Raw genomic sequence first — 19,963 nt, forward strand, 5'->3', positions numbered from 1 at the left:
TATTATGCTCGCTCTGCTAAAAATGACTTAATTTCATCACGCCAAGGGACGGAGGATTGCGCGCCATGACGTGTCACTGCAATTGCCGCGGCTGCATGGGCGAAACGGATCGCATCATGAGCTGATTTACCTTCTAATATCGCTGTAACAAATGCACCGTTAAAGGTATCACCTGCGGCAATAGTATCAACTGCTTCAACACGAAAACCGGGAATGATCATACCGGTGCCTTGTTCACTAAACCATACGCCACGACTGCCTAAAGTGATTAAAACGTGTTTTATGCCTTTACTGTGCAAAATATTAGCCGCTTTAGCTGCACCCACTTCATCATGCACAGAAATACCGGTTAATATTTCGGCTTCTGTCTCATTTGGCGTAATAATATCAATAAAACTCAGAAATTCATCAGATAACGGCTGTGCAGGAGCGGGATTTAAAATCACTTTTGTTTGATGTGCTTTGGCTTGTTTTGCTGCCTCAAAGACAGTGTCTAGAGGGGATTCTAATTGCATTAATAAAGCATCTGCTTGTTCAATAATATGACGATACTGATGCAAATGGCTTGGAGTGAGAGCACTATTTGCTCCGGCAACAATGCTAATGACATTTTCGCCTTGTTCATTAACTAGGATCATTGCTACACCTGTAGGTGTCTTGGGAATAATACGAATTGCATCAGTATCAATATTATCTGTTTTTAATTGAGCGATGATTTCGCGACCAATAGCATCATCTCCCACACAGGCTATAAACGTGATATCGGCACCACTACGTCCACAAGCGACGGCTTGATTTGCCCCTTTACCACCAAATGCTATTTTATAGTCATGACCAATCACGGTTTCTCCGGGCTTGGGAAATTGTGCAATATTCATAATATGGTCAACGTTGATGCTACCTAAAACAGCAAGGCGGGGAGTTGTCATAGCCTTTATCCTTTGAAAACCTAGTTTATAACGAAACTAACCACGCAGCGAAAGTACTACGTGGTTAGATGGGTGATTATTTTTGAGTGACTAATTCAAGCTCAACAGGAATAGTGGGATCCACTTTTTCCCCTTTCAGAATTTTATCAGCGGTTTGAATACCAATAATACCAATTTGATCGGGGCGTTGTGCAATAGTCGCACCTAAAACACCTCGGTTAACCGCTTTAATGCCATCATTTGTGCCATCAAAGCCAACGACTAAGACATCGGTACGACCTGCTGTTTGTAATGCACGCAATGCCCCTAATGCCATTTCATCGTTTTGAGCAAATACCGCTTGCACTGAAGGATTAGCGGTTAATAGATTTTGCATAACATTAAGGCCTTTAGTACGGTCAAAGTCAGCAGGTTGGCTTGCTAATATATTAAGTTTGTGAGCATCAACAGCTTGTTTAAAGCCTTCTCCACGCTCACGAGAAGCGGAGGTTCCGGCGATCCCTTCTAGTTGGATCACTTTGGCATCATTACCCACTTTTTCCGCAATATAATCTCCCGCCATTTTTCCTCCTAGGCGGTTATCAGAAGCAACATGGCTAACAACCTCACCTTTATTGGCTACTCTATCTAGGGTTACTACAGGAATTTTAGCTTTATTTGCCATTAACACGGCATTACCTACAGCATCAGAATCCGTTGGATTAATGAGCATTAAACGGGTGCCTTTTACGGTTAAGTCCTGCACATTTGCCAATTCTTTGGCCGGATTATCCATTGAATCAAGTACGACTAAGTCATAACCTAATTTATCCGCTTCTTTTTGTGCACTGTCTTTCATGGTGACAAAGAAAGGATTATTGAGCGTTGAAATAACGAGGGCGATAGACTCTTTTGCTAATGCATTGGCACTTATGGTAGCGCTTAGAGCAACCACTGAGAGAAGCGTTGCTATTTTTTTTAGTTTCATAATATATTCCTGTCGGGGTTCGGATTAAGAGAAAGCGTATTATTTTTTGTTATCAACCAGCACGGCAAGTAAGATGACAACAGCTTTGACTATCATTTGATAATTGGATGATATGCCTAATAAATTGAGTGCATTATTGAGAAAGCCTAAAATTAACGCACCAATAAGTGTGCCCATTATGCGTCCTTTACCGCCAGCAAGACTGGTACCACCTAAGACGACAGCGGCGATAGCATCCAGTTCATAACCATTGCCTGCCATTGGTTGGGCGGAAGAAAGACGAGCAACTTCAATGACACTGGCAAGGGCCGCTAATAAACCGCAAAGCGCATAAACAATAATTTTGATTTTATCGACACTAATACCAGATAAACGGGTTGCTGCTTCGTTTCCTCCAAGGGCATAGATATAGCGACCCAAGCGTGTGTGATGCAATACATACCACGCGCTTAAAAAGACAATCATCATCAGCCAAATAGGGGTGGGGATCCCAAAGGGGCGTCCAATACCAAACCAGCTAAACAGGTCGGCATTATCGCTAAATCCTGTATTTATTGGACTGCCATCAGTATAAACACGCGTGACACCACGCAATAACAGCATCATCACTAATGTGGCAATAAATGCCTGCACTTTACCTTTAGCGATAATGACACCTGTAACGCCACCAATAGCGGCTCCTAATGCTAAAGCACCGACAACAGCCACTAACGCATTAACATCAGCCCCTACCATAGAAGCTGCAACAGCACCGGTTAAAGCGAGTAATGAACCTACCGATAAATCGATACCAGAGGTTAAAATGACTAATGTCATACCTACAGCCATAATTGCGTTAACAGAGGTTTGTTGTAGGATGTTAAAAATATTATTTAAGGTAAAAAAATTCGGGCTGAGTGTTGAAACCACGACAATAAGCAACAATAAGGCAATGAGTGATTTTTGTTCTAATAACCAAGCCTTAGAGAACCATCGTTTTGACGCTGGTATTGATTTTGTACTCATCTCAAACTCCTACTGTAGCACCATATTGTTTACCAACAGCCGCCGCCATTAGCATCTCTTGTGTGACATTATTGGCAGAAAACTCACCGCTGATACGACCTTCATGCATAACTAAAATGCGGTCACTCATTCCCATTACCTCTGGCATTTCTGAAGAGATCAAAATGATGCTTAATCCCTCTTGTTTAAACTTATTAATTAATTGGTAAATCTCTTTTTTCGCCCCCACATCGACACCGCGGGTAGGCTCATCAAGAATAAGCACTTTAGGACGAGTCATTAGTCCGCGAGCAATAGCGACTTTTTGTTGATTACCGCCTGATAAAAAACCAATGATCTGATTGATGGACGGGGTTTTTATGTTGAACAATTTAATAAAGTCACTGACAGTTAATTGCTCTTCTTTATGATTTAAGATCCCCATAGTGCGACTAAAATAAGGTAGCGCCGTCAGTGACATATTCTCTTTTACTGACATTCCTAGCACTAAACCATCGCGTTTTCTGTCTTCAGAGATATAAACAATACCTTGGGCAAGTGCATCTGCAGGCTTTTTGATCTGACAAATTTTACCTTCTAACGCCACGCTACCTTGTGTTTTTGGCAATGCACCGTAAATCATTTTCATTAATTCAGTACGGCCTGCGCCCATTAACCCTGAAATACCTAAAATTTCATTTTCATATAGGGAGAAGCTGACATCATGTATATCTGCACCACTTAAGTGAGAGACATTAAGTTTAGTTTTTCCTGCAGGAATATGGATGCGAGGGTATTGATCTTCTAATTTACGGCCTACCATCATTTCAATAAGAGTCTCTTCTTGTAATGAAGAAACGGGCTTTTCGCCAATAAATTGACCATCGCGCAACACAGTTACATCATCACAAATATCAAAAATTTCTTTTAATCGATGTGAGATATAGACAATGCCACAACCTTGATTTCTTAATTCAGTTATCACACTAAACAGAGAGCGAGTTTCGGTGTCTGTCAATGCATCTGTCGGTTCATCCATAATAATCACTTTAGAGCCAAAACTGAGTACTTTGGCAATTTCAACCATTTGCTGATCACCAATGGATAATTCAGAAACTAAGCGATGACTGCGATAAGGAAGGTTTAAGCGAGCAAGTAATTTATCCGCTTCTGCATACATTTTTTTCCAATCAATGGCACCAAATGCACGGGTAAACTCGCGACCTAAAAAGATATTTTCTGCAATGGTTAATTCAGGGATAAGATTGAGTTCTTGATGGATAATACCTATTCCGGCTTCTTGAGAAGACTTAGGACCATTAAAAGAGCAACGTTCCCCTTGATAAATAATTTCACCTGCGTCTTTTTGGTAGATACCTGTTAGCACTTTCATTAGTGTGGATTTACCTGCGCCATTTTCACCAACAAGTGCCATCACTCGGCTAGGATAAATTCGTAACGTCGCACCAGATAATGCTTTTACGCCTGGAAATGATTTATCAATATTTTTTAATTCAAGTAATGCTTCCATATTGGCCTCAGAAAGTCACACCAGAAAACAGCACGATATTGGCATAAGGAGAGCATTCACCTGTTCTTATCACCGCTTTATTATCTGGAAGTTGTGTTTTAAATTCTTCATGAGTGACATAAATGATCTCGATAGGTTTTTTTTGTTGTTGTTCTAATAAATGCAAATAACGGGTTATCTCACTAAAAAGAAGTGGGTTTATATTTTTAATTTCTATGGCAAGCATAACGGCTTCGACTTGCATTTCATGGGTGATCGTTTGTAACACTGACATAAAGTCAGGGATCCCCTGAGTTAAAGCAAGATCGATACGCTCAACAGAGGAGGGTATGGGTAATCCAGCATCTGCAATCGTTATTTTGTCAGTATGTCCTAAACGTGCAATTACGCTAGAAATTGAACTATTAAGTAATACACCTTTTTTCATCTTTGCCTCCTCAGCGAAACGTTTCGCTGTTCTACATAGTAGGAAATGAAAATAGGAAAACAAGTTGGATTTATTTATATTGTGAAGGTGATCGAAACGTTTCGTTAAAGGAAAGAAAAAAGGAAAAATCTAACTGATTGAATCAATTAACGCTGAATGGATTCAATTTTAAAATTGATAAATTACAGTTAATTTCATTAAAAAGTGATCTTTAACAAGATTTGAAAATAATTAAAAAAGAAAAGAAATAAGGGTAGTTTTTACAAGAAAATAAAGTCAGAATTTATTAACCTTATCAAAAGTCTCTCCGGCTTTACAAGCAAGAGAGACTTTTGGAATATTAGCTCAAAGAATGAGCCTGATAAGCTTTAATCGATTTTTCAATGCCTGTTGCATCAAGTCCTAAATCGGCTCTGATCTCTTCTTGTCCACCTTGTGGCACAAAAAGATCAGGTAACCCTAAATTGAGTACGGGCACTAAACAACGCTCTTGCATTAATAACTCGTTAACGCCGCTACCTGCGCCACCCATAATGGCATTCTCTTCTAAGGTGACCAGTATGTCGTGTTGTTTGGCAAGAGAAAGGATCAGTTCTTTATCTAGTGGTTTGATAAAGCGCATATCTGCAACTGTTGCATCCAGTTTTTCTGCAACATCTAAGGCTTCGGGTAATAAGGTTCCGAAGTTTAAAATTGCAATACTTTTACCTTGGCGACGAATAATACCTTTTCCTATAGGAAGTTCGCTCAGCGGTTGTAATGGCGCACCAACCCCTGATCCTCTAGGATAACGTACAGCGACAGGCCCTTCTTGATAATGGTAACCTGTGTGCAACATTTGGCGGCACTCATTTTCATCGCTAGGTGCCATAATAATCATATTAGGGATACAGCGTAAGAAAGAGAGATCAAAAGCTCCTTGGTGGGTCTGACCATCCGCACCAACAATGCCGCCACGATCGATAGCAAAGAGTACCGGGAGTTTTTGGATAGCCACATCGTGGATCACTTGATCATAAGCGCGTTGTAAGAAGGTAGAGTAAATAGCCACGATCGGTTTATAACCACCAATAGCTAATCCAGCAGCGAAGGTGACGGCGTGTTGCTCCGCAATTGCGACATCAAAGTATTGTGCGGGGTACTCTTTAGAAAAGCGCACCATACCAGAGCCTTCACGCATAGCAGGGGTGATTGCCATTAACTTTTCATCAGTGGCGGCTTCTTCACATAACCAGTCCCCAAAAATTTTTGAAAACGTCGGGCGTGCATTCGGGCTTTTAGGTAAAGTACCTGTCTTTGGATCAAATTTAGGTACCGCATGCCAACTGATTGGATCTTGCTCTGCGGGAGCGTAACCCCGACCTTTTTTGGTCATAATATGTAAAAGTTGCGGCCCTTTTAGATCGCGCATATTCGTGAGCGTTTGTACTAAAGCAATAACATCGTGACCATCAACTGGACCAATATAGTTAAAACCTAACTCTTCAAACATGGTGCCGGGCACAACCATGCCTTTAATATGTTCTTCTGTCTTTTTCAGTAATTCTTTAATTGGGGGAATACCAGAAAAGACTTTTTTGCCACCTTCACGTAGCGTGGTATACAGTTTGCCAGATAGAAGTTGTGCAAGGTGGTTATTTAGTGCCCCGACATTTTCTGAAATCGACATTTCATTATCGTTAAGTACCACTAGCATATCTGGATTAATATCACCGGCATGATTCATGGCTTCAAATGCCATTCCTGCCGTAATTGCACCGTCACCAATCACACAAACAGTCTTTCTGCCTAGGTTTTCTTGCTCTGCAGCAACAGCCATACCCAGTCCAGCACTGATAGAGGTGGATGAATGACCAACACAGAGTTTGTCATATTCACTCTCATCACGCCAAGGGAAGGGATGTAAGCCGTTTTTTTGACGAATAGTATCAATGCGATCACGACGACCCGTTAATATTTTATGAGGATAAGCCTGATGGCCCACATCCCAAATCAGATTGTCAAAGGGAGTTTTATAAACGTAATGAAGCGCAACCGTTAACTCAATAGCACCTAAACCTGAGGCGAAGTGACCACTTGAGCGGCTGACACTGTTAAGAAGATATAGCCTTAGCTCATCACAGAGTTTAGGTAAACTCTCTTTTGGTAATAGGCGTAAATCTTCGGGTGTTTCAACCAACGCCAATGTGGGATATTTTTCGATATCAATGCTCATGTGATGCCTATTAATTAATGACTTGTAATAGGGAAAGAGCAGGTAAGCTGCTCTTTTTATTTTTTATTAGTTTTTCCGTTCTACGATAAAATTCGCTAATTGTTTTAGCGTAGAGGTATCGTACTCGTATTGTTCAAGAAACGCTAAGGCATCCAATGCTTCGTTATACAATTCCTGTGCTTTCTTTTGTGCTTGTGCTAAACCAAGTAGAGCCGGATAAGTACTTTTTCCAGCTTCTTGATCACTTCCCTGTCGCTTTCCAGTCTCTTCAGTGCTCCCAATAACATCTAAAATGTCATCCTGAACTTGGAAAGCCAAGCCTATAGAGTGGGCATATTTATCCAGTGCAGGTAACACATCGTGCCCTTTTTGCCCTGCGCTAAGTGCCCCTAGGCGAACCGCTGCACGAATTAATGCACCTGTTTTATGTAAATGAATTTTCTCAAGAGCGACAAGATCAATTGATTTATCTTCGGCATCAAGATCAAGTGCCTGTCCACCACACATACCCGCTAAACCACTGGCTGTGGCTAATTCAGCAATCATGGCTACGCGATCGGCAATGGCGACATCAGGCATCGCATTTTTGGCTAAAATTTCAAAGGCCAAGGTTTGTAATGCATCACCCGCTAAAATGGCATTGGCTTCGCCAAACTCAATATGACAAGTGGGTTTTCCTCGACGTAAATCATCATTGTCCATTGCCGGTAAGTCGTCATGGATCAGTGAATATGCATGAATGCACTCAATAGCGGCTGCTGGCACATCAAGATTAGCAACAGGTACGTTAAACATTTCTCCTACCGCATAAACGAGAAATGGGCGTAAACGTTTCCCCCCCAAGAGTGCTCCGTAGCGCATTGCTTGGCTGAGTGGCATATCAGAAAAAGGCAACGTTTGTAGCGCTTGGTTGAGTGCTTCATCAACACGCTGATGTGCAGAATGTAATTTTTGACGGAACGCATCCGTACATAAAGTTGCGTTACTCAATTATTCAGCCTCTTGGATAAAATCATCAGGTGTAGCGTCATCATCCTCTTTGAGTAAGATGCGAACACGTTGTTCAGCATCTTGTAATGTTTTTTGTCCCACACGAGCTAAACGAACACCATGTTCGAACTCATTAAGGGCCTCTTCTAAAGGTAATTCACCTGATTCTAAGCGGTTAACTATTTGCTCAAGTTCTTGCATCGAAGCTTCAAAACTTGGAGTTTGCGTGGTGTCTTGGTTAATTGATGTCGTTTTTTTAGCCATAATATTTTTGATGATAAAGCATGTTAGCTGAATAATAGTGATCATCTTACTACAATTGAGAAGAAAATTTCTTATTCAGTCAGCGATTTTTGCGGGTGAGGCCTAAATATTGGTGATATACTTTGTGACTTTTATAAACTCCAGTCAATTAATATCACTGTAGTTTATGTCTCTACTTAATAACCTATGACCATTGACTATGAAGTTTATTATTAAATTATTCCCCGAAATCACGATCAAAAGCCAATCTGTTCGTATACGTTTTATCAAAATTCTGACCAGTAATATTCGCAATGTATTAAGTACATTAGGTGATGATATCACGGTTGTTCGCCACTGGGACAACATTGTGGTTGTCAGTAAAGACGAAAGTAAAAGCGAAGCGGTGTGTGATGCGCTAACTCGTATCCCAGGTATTCATCACTTTTTACAAGTTGAAGAGCATAGCTATACCGATTTACATAATATTTTTGAACAAACCTTTGCTGCCTTTGGTCATTTAGTTGAAAACAAAACGTTTTGCGTAAGAGCTAAACGCCGTGGTAAACACAGTTTTACTTCTAATGAAGTAGAGCGTTATGTGGGTGGTGGTTTTAACCAACACGTTGAAAGTGCAAAAGTAAAATTAACTCGTCCGGATGTGACCATTAATCTAGAAATTGAAGATGATAAGCTGATCCTAGTTAATGCTCGCTATGAAGGTATTGGTGGTTTCCCTATTGGTACACAAGAAGATGTATTATCACTTATCTCTGGTGGTTATGATTCTGGTGTATCAAGTTATATGTTGATGCGCCGCGGTAGTCGTGTTCATTACTGCTTTTTTAATCTTGGTGGTTCAGCCCACGAAATTGGCGTTAAACAAGTTGCACATTATCTTTGGAACCGCTTTGGACGCTCTCATAAAGTACATTTTGTTGCCGTTGATTTTGAACCCGTTGTGGCAGAAATTTTAGAGAAAATTGATGATGGCCAGATGGGGGTTGTTCTGAAACGTATGATGGTGCGTGCGGCATCTCGTGTTGCTGAACGTTATGGCGTACAAGCTATTGTAACAGGTGAAGCATTAGGGCAGGTTTCTAGCCAAACATTAACCAATCTACGTTTAATTGATAATGCGACGGATACCTTAATTCTGCGTCCTCTTATCACACACGATAAAGAAAATATCATTAATATCGCTCGCCAAATTGGTACGGAAGATTTTGCTCGTACTATGCCAGAGTTTTGTGGTGTTATCTCCAAGAATCCTACAGTAAAAGCGGTTAAAGCCAAAATCGAAGCTGAAGAAGAAAAATTTGATTTTTCTATTCTCGATAGTGTTGTTGAAAATGCTAAGAATATGGATATTCGCCGTATTGCTGAAGAGACGGTACAGCAAGTAACAGAAGTTGAAATGGTCTCTGAGTTTGCAACGAATGACGTTGTACTGGATATCCGCTCTCCAGAAGAACAAGAAAACTCACCTCTAAAATTAGAGGGTGTAGATGTTAAAGAATTACCATTTTATAAATTAAGTACACAATTTGGTGATTTAGATAACAGCAAAACTTATTTGCTCTATTGTGAGCGAGGTATGATGAGTCGTTTACAAGCACTATATTTACGTGAACAAGGCTTTAATAACGTAAAAGTGTATCGTAAGAAGTAATATAGTTATTTTTTATGAAAGTCGTATTAATAATATAATAGAGATACCCCCCCAATAATTAGGATGCTAATATGATTTTGGGGGGATATATTAAAATACAGTGTTTATTAAAAATTATTTTGAAATTCTTCAGCCCTTTTTTCCAACTCTGCTAGGAATGATGTTTTTGCTAACTCGTGTGCATTAGGTGACATAATAGCAATAATTTGATATCTATTTGGGTAAAGCCAATGTTGACAATAAACTAAGTAATGATTTGATTTTCTTTGTATTTGAGGCATATTTTCATGCCACTTAGGTTCATTAGGTATTCTAATATGTATTTTAGAAATGAGAGATTGACATAATTTCGCACTATTTTCCCATTTACCATCAGCACCTAAATAACAAGATAATACTTTTTTTTCTTTCCAAAGTTTTAATAATTTAGCGTATTCATTAGCAATAGTTTTATTTTCAATATCAGGATGTATTGAAATTTCGATCATATTTATTAATGGTTATTAAATTTAGGTTTACTTAGACCTAACTTTTTATGCTCTGTTTGTATTAATCTTTGCATATCAGCACTTATTATATTAGGTTTCTTATTAGTTGTTTTTGATGGTTGATGAGTTTGTTCTATAAATGAAATAAACTCTGTTAATACACTCCGATAATGAGCTAAAGAACGACCAAATAAGAGTACACTTTGTTTTTTTTGTGTATCACTCTTTGGTAATGAAAGAAGAATATTTTTGATATCAGTTAAAGAATTATCTAAACGTTTTATACTTTTGTTTATTTGATAATAATCATCTTCATTAATAAAATAATGAGGAGGATTTATCCATTTCTCTTTTAAATGAATTAAATGTTTATTAATTGATTCGGCTAAAATATTCATTTTTTCAGTAGCTTCATCAATAGGGATAGCAACGAATTGGTTAAATTGCGCTGAACTGAAAGAATATTGGATATCCGGTGTAAATGATAGTTGGTTATGTTTGAAGCTTTCTGCTGGCACTGAGGCTAATCCCATAGAAATTAAAGTAACAAGTTTGGGTAAGTTCTTGTGATATTGGAGAGTTTTCATTATGCCTTATCCCCAGAAGTTATTTTACATTTTAACCTGTTAGTATGTTTTTTGAAATCAAAAACAAGAAACAAACATTGAAATAAGTCTTAAAAATAGATTTATAACTATTAAATAATATGTTTATTAATAAGATTAGGTGTTAAGTAAGAGATCCTATATATGGTATTTACCTATCCCCAAACCCAGTAAATTCATCTTGATAATTATAAATACCTGGTGGTAATACAAGTTGTTTAGCGACATCAGCTGCAACTGCTTTACCTTTTAGGCGCTCAATAATTTTAAGTGCGAAATCTATAGTGGTAGCAGGGGCTTGGCTAGTAATCAGATTGACTCTTTCGTCAAAGTAAACCCGATAATCAACCCATTTTTTAGGTTCGATTTTATCTTTTAAGCCGGGGAAACCTGTCATATTGCCTATTGGAAAGAGGTTATGAAACTCTAAGATGATCGCAGGAGCTGCACAAATAGCGGCAACTAGTCTATTTTCACTGTGCATGCGGCGTACTTTTTCAACAACAAGAGGACTATCTCGTAAGGTTTCTGCACCTATTAATCCTCCGGGTAAAATAATGGCATCATAATGGTGATCAACAACACGAACTAATGGGACATCAGCAATTAATTTGATCCCTCGTGAGCAGGTGATCACTAAGTCATCAACATCATCTTCAGCACTAGCAAGTATGACCTTAATTCCAGCTCTAACGAGTAAATCAGCGGTGGTAACAACCTCTGTTTCTTCACTACCATTAGCTAGACAGATGAGTGCGGATATGGTCATAATTGCCTTCCTTCTGTTTTATAAATTGAAAAAGTCGCTTATTTTCGGGTAACACGAGTCCTTGCTCTGATGCCCTACGTAATAGATAGCCTGTAATATAATCGATTTCGGTATGGCGTTGATATTTCACATCTTGATACATAGATGAGTAATTATTAGCAGTTTGCTCTATGGTATCGATAATATAACCATGTAAATGTGATCTAGAGGTAGGTATAACACCTTCTCGCTCCATTACCTGATAAACTTCATCACAGACTTTCTGGATATGCTCAGGGTATTTTAATAAATCACCATTGCGACATTGATAAAACACCGTTAAAGGGTTGATAACACAATTTACGGCTAATTTTAGCCAGCTAATAGTATGAATATCATTGTGCCAAGCTACATCCGGTAAAGCTTGATGTAAAATTTCAGCTAAATAACCGTATTGACGTGCTGTTGTATTTAGTGGACCAATGTGGGTGATCCCTTCTGCTGTATGGAGCACTTTTTGATCTTGTTGATAAGCACCATGAGTGATTATACCTTGTAATATCGCTCTTTTAGTCGGTGTTTCAGGTAGGGTGAGCTCATCTAGTGTTCCCATACCATTATGGATCAGTAAAATCGGGCAATCAGCAGAGAGGTGAGGGATAAGTGCATTAACCGCGTCTGAAACTTGCCAAGACTTTAAGCAAACAAGCAGTAACTCACTGTGTTGTAGCCATGTTTTTTGGTTGGCTATAATGCGTTGTTGAAATGGGATACCATTAATGGAGTCAACGTTAACGTCAAAATCAGGTTGAGGTATTCTTAACCATCCTTGTACTTCATGGGCTTGTTGCGTTAATCCTGCAATCCAAAGTTTACCAATTGAACCACATCCTAATACGGTTATTTTCATCATTTTTCTCCTGCTAAATGGTAAACAGGCGCTCCATATTATTCATCTAACATTAACCTAATATTATTAACAGTTCGGTAATTTTATCAATGCAAATTGAGAGCTATATCAAATTATAACATCGTTTATCTTCACTTGCTGAAGCTATCTCTGCTTTGTTATATGGAAAGTCAAGAGTAATGACATGAGTATGGCTTTTTTGCTGAGTGAAAAACAGCTATTATTCAGGTTGTTTTTATTTATTGAGGAAGAACGAATGCCATCTTTTGATATCGTATCTGAAGTTGACTTGCATGAAGTGCGCAATGCGGTAGAGAACGCACAACGTGAACTGACTACTCGTTGGGATTTTCGTAATGTTGAAGCAAGTTTTGAATTAAACGAAAAAACTGAGTCAGTAAAAACAACTAGTGTATCTGAATTTCAGGTGCAGCAGTTATTAGATATTCTGCGTGAGAAAATGGCAAAAAGAGGGATTGATGGTGCTGTTTTAAATATCCCTGAAGAGATGACTCACAGCGGAAAAACATACAGTGTAGAAGCGACCTTAAAACAAGGTATTGATACTCCTTTAGCGAAAAAAATCGTTAAAATGATCAAAGACAGCAAATTAAAAGTACAAGCACAGATCCAAGGTGAGCAAGTACGAGTAACAGGTAAATCACGTGATGATTTGCAAGCTGTGATGAAATTAGTTAGAGAGGGTGAATTAGGTCAGCCTTTCCAATTTACCAATTTTCGTGATTAATGACGAAAGTATAAAAAATGCGCTGTTTGGTTTATTCAGCGCATTTACAGGGTATATGAGGTTTAAACGCCGAGCACTAACGATTCTAATGTCGCTCTTGGTGTCTGCTTGGTATCCACTTTGATATAAGCACTTTGTTCGTGTGCCATAATTACCACTTCATTAACACCAGGTTGTTGCTTAAATTTCTGCTCTAATTGTTGTTGTTGAGCATTTGATAAATGTGACGGCAATTCTATACGTAAGCTACTAACATAAGGTGGTTGACGTAATGTTAAGCTAATGGCAAACCAAACTAAGCCAATCAATAAACATCCAGCAAAGACTGCTTGAGCATCGTAATGTTGGTAGAGCCATCCACCTAAAATACCACCTAATGCTACACCTAGAAATTGGCTGGTGGAATAAATCCCCATTGCCGTGCCTTTATAACCTGCTGGTGCTTCTTTACTAATTAATGAAGGTAGCAGTGCCTCCATAATATTAAAACCAATAAAGAATATCTGAATACCTAAAATAATTAGCCACAAGCTGGTTCCTGAAATCATAAAAATAGCTTGAGCAATAATCAGCAGAAAGATACACAGTAAGAACACTTGTTTCATTTTACGTTTTTTTTCTGCATAGATAATAAAGGGTAATACTGAAATAAAGGCAATCAGCATAGTGACTAGATAGACAACCCAATGTTTCTCATTAACTAATCCGGCATTATGCATGATCAAAGGAAGTGCGACAAAAGCGGCCATCAATAAAGTGTGTAGTGAAAAAATCCCGACATTAAGCTTTAATAATTGCGCATCAAATAAAACTTTTTTGACACTTCCTCGTACAAAACTTGATTCTCGATTAAGTATATGATGTTCGCTATTCGGTACGGTAATGAGGGTGATCATAATCCCGCCGAAAGCGAGTAGGGCAATGCCCCAAAATAGACCTTGTAAGCCAAAAATATGTGTGAGTATTGGCCCTAAAACAAGGGCTAAGGCAAACGTAATACCAAAGCTAATGCCAATAAAGGCCATTGCTTTGGTTCTATTTTGTTCGCGGGTCAGATCAGATAATAGAGCCATCACTGCGGCAGATATAGCTCCAGCACCTTGTAATGCTCGCCCGATGATAATGCCATAAATGCTGTCACTTAAAGCAGCAGTAAGGCTACCAACAATAAAAATAATTAAGCCGAAAACAATCATTGATTTTCGGCCAAATTTGTCTGAGAAAAATCCAAAAGGAATTTGGAAGATTGCTTGAGTTAATCCATAAATACCAATAGCTAATCCAATTAGCGATTCTGTCGCATGTTGTAGTTGCAGTCCGTAGGTGGTTAAAACGGGAAGTACCATAAACATGCCAAGCATGCGAAGAGAGAAAACAGCTCCTAGTCCCCATGTCGCTTTGCGTTCTAATGGAGTCATTTTATTATCATTCATGGATTACCTCGTATTACTGATACCTCATTGTAATAGTATTTTGTCACGAGGTTAATCAATAAATGGGATACAAAAAAAGACGAAATTGTACTGATAAGGCTGAATATGATATTTAAACTAAAAATGCCAGTCATGATTGACTGGCATTAGCATTTTTTGCAATTGAAATTACATTATCTCAGATAAGCGAGAACCGTTTCTGTTGAACTGGTGGGATCAACAGACATCATTACACTTAATGATGTAATGGCAATGATAGAAAATATAAATAATTTTCTTGCCCACACTTTATCATTGGTTGCTTTATAACCAGATAATGCCATGCCCAACCACCAGATACTGACTGCAGAGGCAACAATCAGGTATTTATACCCTGCATATCCCACTAAAGTTAGCATCAGCGTTGCAACCATAAAGGCCAGAATATAGAGAATAATATGGCGCTTAGCGACTGAGATCCCTTTAATAACAGGTAATACGGGGATATTGGCTGCTTGGTAGTCTTTAAAACGGAAAATCGCAATGGCATAAGAGTGAGGCATTTGCCACAAACTAAAGATAAGTAATAAAATTGCTGCACCCGCATCAAATTCACCGCTAACAGCACAGTAGCCGATTACTGGTGGTGCAGAGCCTGATAAACTACCGATCAGTGTGCCATAAACAGATTTACGTTTCATATAGAGGCTATATACCCCAACATAAATAATAAAGCCGAATACAGCGATAAACATTGCAAGTGGGTTGGCTGCTACATAGAGCAGCACAACACCTGCAATACCTAATACTGAGGCATAAATAAGGCTAATTTGCGGGTCGATTAATCCTTGAACTAATGGACGATTCTTCGTTCTTTCCATGATACGGTCAATATCACGGTCAATATAGTTGTTAAAAACACAACCAGAAGCAACGACCAGAGACACCCCAAGTAGAGTCGCGAAAAATAGGGGGTAGTCAATCTCGCCTTTTGAGGCGAGAAGGAAACCACCTATCACAGAAATTAAATTTCCGAAAATAATTCCTGGTTTGGTGACTTGTAGGTATTGCTTAATCATAGCGACAACTCTTAATCCATCATCATATTGATGTTCAGGTTGTACATAATCCACAGTGAGCCAATCACAACAATGCCGATAATCAACAAGGTGAATAGGAATGCGATAACGTTCCAGCGCTCTTCTGAGGACGTGTTCATATGTAAGAAACAGACTAAATGAACAACAATCTGTACGACGGCCATACCAACGACTGTCCATAAGATAGTTGAGGTTGTAGCTGTTCCTTCCATCACCATCCAAAATGGGATCACGGTGAGGATAACGGACAGAATAAAGCCAATCAGATAGGACTTCATGCTGCCGTGGCTTGCGCCTGAAGGAGAAGTATTTGGATGACTCATTACATCGCTCCCATCAGATAAACTACGGTGAACACACAGATCCAGACAACATCAAGGAAGTGCCAGAACAGGCTTAAGCAACTTAAACGGGTGCGATTAACATCAGTTAAACCACGGCGTGATACTTGGATCATCATAATAATAATCCAAACTAATCCCGCTGTTACGTGCAGACCGTGTGTTGATACTAAGGCAAAGAATGCCGATAAGAATGCACTGCGATCTGGGCCATAACCTTCAGCGATAAGTTCATGGAACTCATACACTTCCATTACCACGAAGCCTAAACCGAATAAGAAGGTAACGAATAGCCACAGATTGACTTGGCTAACACTACCTTTATTCATGCTAAGCATGGCGAAACCAAAAGTGATACTACTAAACAGTAGTAAGAAGGTTTCAACTAAAACAAAAGGCAGGCTAAAGATTTCTTTACCTGAAGGACCATCAGCAATCCCGTTAACAAGCACCGCATAAGTGGCGAATAAGCTGGCAAACAGGATAAGGTCGCTCATTAGATAGATCCAGAAGCCGAAAACTTTCGTCGCTCCTGCATCGTGGTGCCCATGATGCTCATGGGCGTTTGCGTTATTTAAAGTTTGAGTTGACATTATTTCACACCTGCTTTTTTCAGTTCTTCATAATGCTTATTCTCGATGGTTTCAATTTCAGGTACTTGGACATAGTAATCAACATCTGTATCGAAGCTTTTCGCGATCCAAGTGACTATCATTCCTGCGAAACCAACAATCGCTAACCACCAGATATGCCAGATCATGGCAAAGCCAAACACTAAGCTAAATGCAGAGATAATGACGCCTGCTGCGGTATTTTTTGGCATATGGATAGGTTCATATTTTGCAGGGCGCTGATAAGCAGTACCTTTTTCTTTCTGATCCCACCACTCATCACGAGCTTTCACTTGCGGTTCAACGGCAAAGTTATAGAAAGGTGCAGGAGAAGAAATTGACCATTCCAGAGTACGTCCACCCCATGGATCACCTGTTAAATCACGGTTTAAGTGGCGGTCGCGGATACTGACGTAAATTTGGATAACTTGGCAAACAATACCAAGAGCAATCAGAGCGGCACCACCAGCAGCAACCATCAGCATTGGGTGGAATTCTGGGTTGATATTTTGGCTTAAACGGCGAGTCATACCCATAAAGCCAAGGATATACAGTGGCATAAAGGCCATAAAGAAACCGATAAACCAGAACCAGAATGCGCGGATACCCCATTTTTCATTAAGCGTGAAGCCAAATGCTTTAGGGAACCAGTAAGTCATACCAGCAAAACAACCGAACACCACACCACCGATAATGACGTTGTGGAAGTGAGCGATTAAGAACAAGCTGTTATGTAATACAAAGTTTGCGCCAGGAACCGCTAATAGTACCCCAGTCATCCCCCCTACTGAGAAGGTGACTAAGAAACCGATTGTCCATAGCATAGGGCTTTTATACTCGATACGGCCCTGATACATGGTAAACAGCCAGTTAAAGATTTTAACCCCTGTGGGTATAGCGATGATCATGGTGGCTATACCGAAGAAGGCATTAACGTTGGCACCTGAGCCCATGGTAAAGAAGTGGTGTAACCAAACGATAAATGATAAGACGGTGATAACAACGGTCGCACCGACTAAAGAGGTATAACCGAATAGACGTTTTTTAGAGAACGTCGCGGTAACTTCAGAGAACACACCAAAGACTGGCAGAATAAGAATATAAACTTCTGGATGACCCCAAGCCCAAACAAGGTTGATGTACATCATCATGTTACCGCCCATATCATTGGTAAAGAAGTGTGTACCAAGATAGCGGTCTAACGTCAGTAGTGTGATAGTGACGGTTAAAATTGGGAATGCAGCGATAATCAGTACGTTAGTACATAATGCAGCCCATGAGAACACTGGCATTTTCATCATTGTCATGCCTGGTGCACGCATACGCAGGATAGTGGCGAAGAAGTTAACCCCCGTTAGAAGCGTACCAATACCGGATATCTGTAAACTCCATATCCAATAGTCGACCCCGACCCCAGGATTGTACTCCAAGCCCGAAAGTGGTGGGTAAGCTAACCAACCTGTTTGTGCGAATTCACCAATACCTAAAGAGATATTGATAAGCAGTACACCGACGACAAAGAACCAGAAACTCAGTGAGTTTAGGAATGGGAATGCCACATCACGCGCACCAATTTGTAAAGGTACAACAAGGTTCATCAGACCGACAACGAAAGGTGTTGCCATGAAGAAAATCATGATAACGCCGTGTGCGGTAAAAATCTGATCGTAGTGATGAGGTGGTAAGAAACCAGCTTCCCCCGCTGAGGCGAGTGCCTGTTGGCTTCTCATCATAATGGCATCGGCAAAGCCACGGAACATCATGACCATTGCAACGATGATATACATAATACCAATTTTTTTATGGTCAACACTGGTTAACCATTCGCTCCATAGCCATTTCCACTTACGGAAATAGGTTAAAGCGCCAACAACAGCAAGACCGCCAAGAATGATGCCGATTAGGGTTACGACAACAATGGGTTCTTGTAGCGGGATTGCATCGAGAGTTAATTTTCCGAACATGCCTTTATTCCTCTGCTCCTGCATGTGCCGCGTGGCTCATGTTCATATTCATTGTTGCATCAGAGTGTTCAGTCTGATTGCTACCGGTGTGAGCGCCATGACCTGTATGACCAAATTTAGAGATGGTCTCTTGGAATAACATCGGCTTCACGCTTGAATAGTAGGTCACTGGATTTTTCTGGCTTGGTTTAGCAAGTTCATCAAATGCAGCGGTGGTATTTAACGTATCTGATGACTGTTTTACTTTTGCAACCCATGCATCAAAGCCTGCACGATCAGGTGTCGCAATGGCGGTAAACTTCATGTCAGAGAAACCGTGTCCGCTATAACTTGCTGACATACCTTGGTATTCACCTGGTTCATTAGCAATTAAGTGAAGTTTGGTTTGCATTCCAGCCATGGCATAGATTTGTCCACCTAAGCGCGGGATAAAGAATGAGTTCATGACAGAATCAGAGGTAATTTTGAAATTAACAGGAACATTGGTTGGGAAAGCCAGTTCGTTAACGGTTGCAATACCTTGTTCTGGATAGATAAACAACCATTTCCAGTCCATTGAAACCACTTCAATGGTAACCGGTTTCTCATCTGAAACTAGTGGTTTATAGGGATCAAGTTCATGGGTTGTTTTCCATGTGATGGTTGCCAATATCACGATAATGATAATCGGCACGGTCCACACGACAAGCTCAATTTTATTTGAGTGAGCCCAATTAGGGCGATAAGTTGCTTTAGTATTGGATTCACGGTAGCGATAAGCGAAAACAATCACCATCAGAATTACCGGTATCACAACAATCAACATTAAACCAAGCGCAATGAGGATTAATGTTTTTTGCTCAGCGCCGATAGCGCCTTTGGGATTCATTAACGCCATATCGCAACCACTTAAAAGAACAGCGGCTGCTAATAGCGAGAGTGTCCCAATACTTTTTATGTATTTCATAAGTCTCATCCAACGACCCAAATGATAAAGGTTCTATTGTTGTTTCATCAGTATCAGTAAGGACATTTTACGGTAAGGTTGCGACAGTGTAAACAATTGTAATGGTAAGTAAGTGATTGGTTAGTCTTTTGT

General features: G+C 39.8%; 20 protein-coding genes. 2 read left to right on the forward strand and 18 right to left on the reverse strand.

Features of this window, described 5'->3' with window-relative positions:
* Nucleotides 1-2: 2 nt before the first annotated feature.
* The 8 genes from rbsK to xseB all read right to left on the reverse strand — a co-directional run bounded on the left by rbsK (nt 3) and on the right by xseB (nt 8,307).
* Nucleotides 3-929, reverse strand: coding sequence for a ribokinase (rbsK, locus tag AACU98_RS18075; protein ID WP_004245126.1), 927 nt, complete (start codon nt 927-929; stop codon nt 3-5).
* Nucleotides 930-1,005: 76 nt separating this feature from the next.
* Complete coding sequence (rbsB, locus tag AACU98_RS18080; RefSeq protein ID WP_004247214.1) at nt 1,006-1,896, reverse strand: ribose ABC transporter substrate-binding protein RbsB; 891 nt, start codon at nt 1,894-1,896, stop codon at nt 1,006-1,008.
* Between the two features lie 39 nt (nt 1,897-1,935).
* A complete protein-coding gene (rbsC, locus tag AACU98_RS18085) occupies nt 1,936-2,901 on the reverse strand; it encodes a ribose ABC transporter permease (RefSeq protein ID WP_004245124.1) in 966 nt (321 codons plus the stop codon).
* 1 nt (nt 2,902) lies between these two features.
* Complete coding sequence (gene rbsA / locus AACU98_RS18090; protein ID WP_161735296.1) at nt 2,903-4,411, reverse strand: ribose ABC transporter ATP-binding protein RbsA; 1,509 nt, start codon at nt 4,409-4,411, stop codon at nt 2,903-2,905.
* A 7-nt stretch (nt 4,412-4,418) separates the two neighbouring features.
* Nucleotides 4,419-4,838 (reverse strand): D-ribose pyranase, encoded by a 420-nt coding sequence (gene rbsD, locus AACU98_RS18095; RefSeq protein ID WP_004245122.1) that lies wholly within the window; start codon nt 4,836-4,838, stop codon nt 4,419-4,421.
* 340 nt (nt 4,839-5,178) lie between these two features.
* A complete protein-coding gene (gene dxs, locus AACU98_RS18100) occupies nt 5,179-7,053 on the reverse strand; it encodes a 1-deoxy-D-xylulose-5-phosphate synthase (protein ID WP_004245121.1) in 1,875 nt (624 codons plus the stop codon).
* A gap of 66 nt (nt 7,054-7,119) precedes the next feature.
* Entirely contained in the window at nt 7,120-8,043 is a 924-nt protein-coding gene (ispA, locus tag AACU98_RS18105; RefSeq protein ID WP_004245120.1) for a (2E,6E)-farnesyl diphosphate synthase, read from the reverse strand.
* Nucleotides 8,044-8,307, reverse strand: coding sequence for an exodeoxyribonuclease VII small subunit (xseB, locus tag AACU98_RS18110; protein ID WP_004247215.1), 264 nt, complete (start codon nt 8,305-8,307; stop codon nt 8,044-8,046). It lies immediately after the preceding gene.
* A gap of 199 nt (nt 8,308-8,506) precedes the next feature.
* Between xseB and thiI the strand changes: the two genes are divergently transcribed.
* On the forward strand, nt 8,507-9,958 hold the full coding sequence (gene thiI, locus AACU98_RS18115) for a tRNA uracil 4-sulfurtransferase ThiI (protein WP_004245118.1): 1,452 nt from the start codon (nt 8,507-8,509) through the stop codon (nt 9,956-9,958).
* Nucleotides 9,959-10,065: 107 nt separating this feature from the next.
* On the opposite strand, the gene AACU98_RS18120 is transcribed toward thiI, so the two are convergent.
* From AACU98_RS18120 to panE, 4 genes are all read right to left on the reverse strand, one after another.
* Nucleotides 10,066-10,446, reverse strand: a complete 381-nt coding sequence (locus tag AACU98_RS18120; protein WP_004245116.1) for a type II toxin-antitoxin system YafO family toxin — start codon at nt 10,444-10,446, stop codon at nt 10,066-10,068.
* Between the two features lie 5 nt (nt 10,447-10,451).
* Nucleotides 10,452-11,033, reverse strand: a complete 582-nt coding sequence (locus AACU98_RS18125; RefSeq protein ID WP_004245114.1) for a hypothetical protein — start codon at nt 11,031-11,033, stop codon at nt 10,452-10,454.
* 169 nt (nt 11,034-11,202) lie between these two features.
* Complete coding sequence (yajL, locus tag AACU98_RS18130; protein WP_049207563.1) at nt 11,203-11,820, reverse strand: protein deglycase YajL; 618 nt, start codon at nt 11,818-11,820, stop codon at nt 11,203-11,205.
* Nucleotides 11,789-12,709 carry a 2-dehydropantoate 2-reductase gene (gene panE, locus AACU98_RS18135; protein WP_004247218.1) on the reverse strand — a complete coding sequence of 307 codons (921 nt, stop codon included), beginning with the start codon at nt 12,707-12,709 and terminating at the stop codon, nt 11,789-11,791. The genes yajL and panE overlap by 32 nt, the downstream gene beginning before the upstream one ends.
* A gap of 256 nt (nt 12,710-12,965) precedes the next feature.
* Between panE and AACU98_RS18140 the strand changes: the two genes are divergently transcribed.
* Nucleotides 12,966-13,457, forward strand: a complete 492-nt coding sequence (locus tag AACU98_RS18140) for a YajQ family cyclic di-GMP-binding protein (protein WP_004245110.1) — start codon at nt 12,966-12,968, stop codon at nt 13,455-13,457.
* A 62-nt stretch (nt 13,458-13,519) separates the two neighbouring features.
* On the opposite strand, the gene AACU98_RS18145 is transcribed toward AACU98_RS18140, so the two are convergent.
* The 6 genes from AACU98_RS18145 to cyoA all read right to left on the reverse strand — a co-directional run bounded on the left by AACU98_RS18145 (nt 13,520) and on the right by cyoA (nt 19,840).
* Nucleotides 13,520-14,890 carry an MFS transporter gene (locus tag AACU98_RS18145; RefSeq protein WP_012367477.1) on the reverse strand — a complete coding sequence of 457 codons (1,371 nt, stop codon included), beginning with the start codon at nt 14,888-14,890 and terminating at the stop codon, nt 13,520-13,522.
* Nucleotides 14,891-15,063: 173 nt separating this feature from the next.
* Nucleotides 15,064-15,948, reverse strand: coding sequence for a heme o synthase (cyoE, locus tag AACU98_RS18150; protein ID WP_004247221.1), 885 nt, complete (start codon nt 15,946-15,948; stop codon nt 15,064-15,066).
* A gap of 11 nt (nt 15,949-15,959) precedes the next feature.
* Nucleotides 15,960-16,292, reverse strand: a complete 333-nt coding sequence (locus AACU98_RS18155) for a cytochrome o ubiquinol oxidase subunit IV (protein WP_004245105.1) — start codon at nt 16,290-16,292, stop codon at nt 15,960-15,962.
* The gene (locus tag AACU98_RS18160) at nt 16,292-16,903 is read right to left on the reverse strand and encodes a cytochrome o ubiquinol oxidase subunit III (protein WP_004245104.1); all 612 of its coding nucleotides are present in this window, start codon (nt 16,901-16,903) and stop codon (nt 16,292-16,294) included. Before AACU98_RS18160 ends, AACU98_RS18155 begins: the two co-directional genes overlap by 1 nt.
* Nucleotides 16,903-18,885 (reverse strand): cytochrome o ubiquinol oxidase subunit I, encoded by a 1,983-nt coding sequence (gene cyoB, locus AACU98_RS18165; RefSeq protein ID WP_012367478.1) that lies wholly within the window; start codon nt 18,883-18,885, stop codon nt 16,903-16,905. Before cyoB ends, AACU98_RS18160 begins: the two co-directional genes overlap by 1 nt.
* 4 nt (nt 18,886-18,889) lie before the next feature.
* Nucleotides 18,890-19,840: a cytochrome o ubiquinol oxidase subunit II gene (gene cyoA, locus AACU98_RS18170; RefSeq protein WP_004245101.1), complete on the reverse strand. Its 951-nt coding sequence runs from the start codon at nt 19,838-19,840 to the stop codon at nt 18,890-18,892.
* Nucleotides 19,841-19,963 lie beyond the last annotated feature (123 nt).

The organism is Proteus sp. G4380 (assembly GCF_963885725.1).
In the GTDB taxonomy this organism is placed as follows: domain Bacteria; phylum Pseudomonadota; class Gammaproteobacteria; order Enterobacterales; family Enterobacteriaceae; genus Proteus; species Proteus mirabilis.

Coding starts and splice junctions, on each gene's coding strand:
- cyoA (WP_004245101.1), bottom strand. CDS start 19,840: ATGAGACTTATGAAATACATAAAAAGTATTGGGACACTCTCGCTATTA.
- dxs (WP_004245121.1), bottom strand. CDS start 7,053: ATGAGCATTGATATCGAAAAATATCCCACATTGGCGTTGGTTGAAACA.
- rbsK (WP_004245126.1), bottom strand. CDS start 929: ATGACAACTCCCCGCCTTGCTGTTTTAGGTAGCATCAACGTTGACCAT.
- rbsC (WP_004245124.1), bottom strand. CDS start 2,901: ATGAGTACAAAATCAATACCAGCGTCAAAACGATGGTTCTCTAAGGCT.
- yajL (WP_049207563.1), bottom strand. CDS start 11,820: ATGACCATATCCGCACTCATCTGTCTAGCTAATGGTAGTGAAGAAACA.
- AACU98_RS18145 (WP_012367477.1), bottom strand. CDS start 14,890: ATGAATGATAATAAAATGACTCCATTAGAACGCAAAGCGACATGGGGA.
- rbsA (WP_161735296.1), bottom strand. CDS start 4,411: ATGGAAGCATTACTTGAATTAAAAAATATTGATAAATCATTTCCAGGC.
- cyoB (WP_012367478.1), bottom strand. CDS start 18,885: ATGTTCGGAAAATTAACTCTCGATGCAATCCCGCTACAAGAACCCATT.
- xseB (WP_004247215.1), bottom strand. CDS start 8,307: ATGGCTAAAAAAACGACATCAATTAACCAAGACACCACGCAAACTCCA.
- rbsB (WP_004247214.1), bottom strand. CDS start 1,896: ATGAAACTAAAAAAAATAGCAACGCTTCTCTCAGTGGTTGCTCTAAGC.
- AACU98_RS18155 (WP_004245105.1), bottom strand. CDS start 16,292: ATGAGTCATCCAAATACTTCTCCTTCAGGCGCAAGCCACGGCAGCATG.
- cyoE (WP_004247221.1), bottom strand. CDS start 15,948: ATGATTAAGCAATACCTACAAGTCACCAAACCAGGAATTATTTTCGGA.
- AACU98_RS18160 (WP_004245104.1), bottom strand. CDS start 16,903: ATGTCAACTCAAACTTTAAATAACGCAAACGCCCATGAGCATCATGGG.
- AACU98_RS18120 (WP_004245116.1), bottom strand. CDS start 10,446: ATGATCGAAATTTCAATACATCCTGATATTGAAAATAAAACTATTGCT.
- AACU98_RS18125 (WP_004245114.1), bottom strand. CDS start 11,033: ATGAAAACTCTCCAATATCACAAGAACTTACCCAAACTTGTTACTTTA.
- rbsD (WP_004245122.1), bottom strand. CDS start 4,838: ATGAAAAAAGGTGTATTACTTAATAGTTCAATTTCTAGCGTAATTGCA.
- AACU98_RS18140 (WP_004245110.1), top strand. CDS start 12,966: ATGCCATCTTTTGATATCGTATCTGAAGTTGACTTGCATGAAGTGCGC.
- panE (WP_004247218.1), bottom strand. CDS start 12,709: ATGAAAATAACCGTATTAGGATGTGGTTCAATTGGTAAACTTTGGATT.
- thiI (WP_004245118.1), top strand. CDS start 8,507: ATGAAGTTTATTATTAAATTATTCCCCGAAATCACGATCAAAAGCCAA.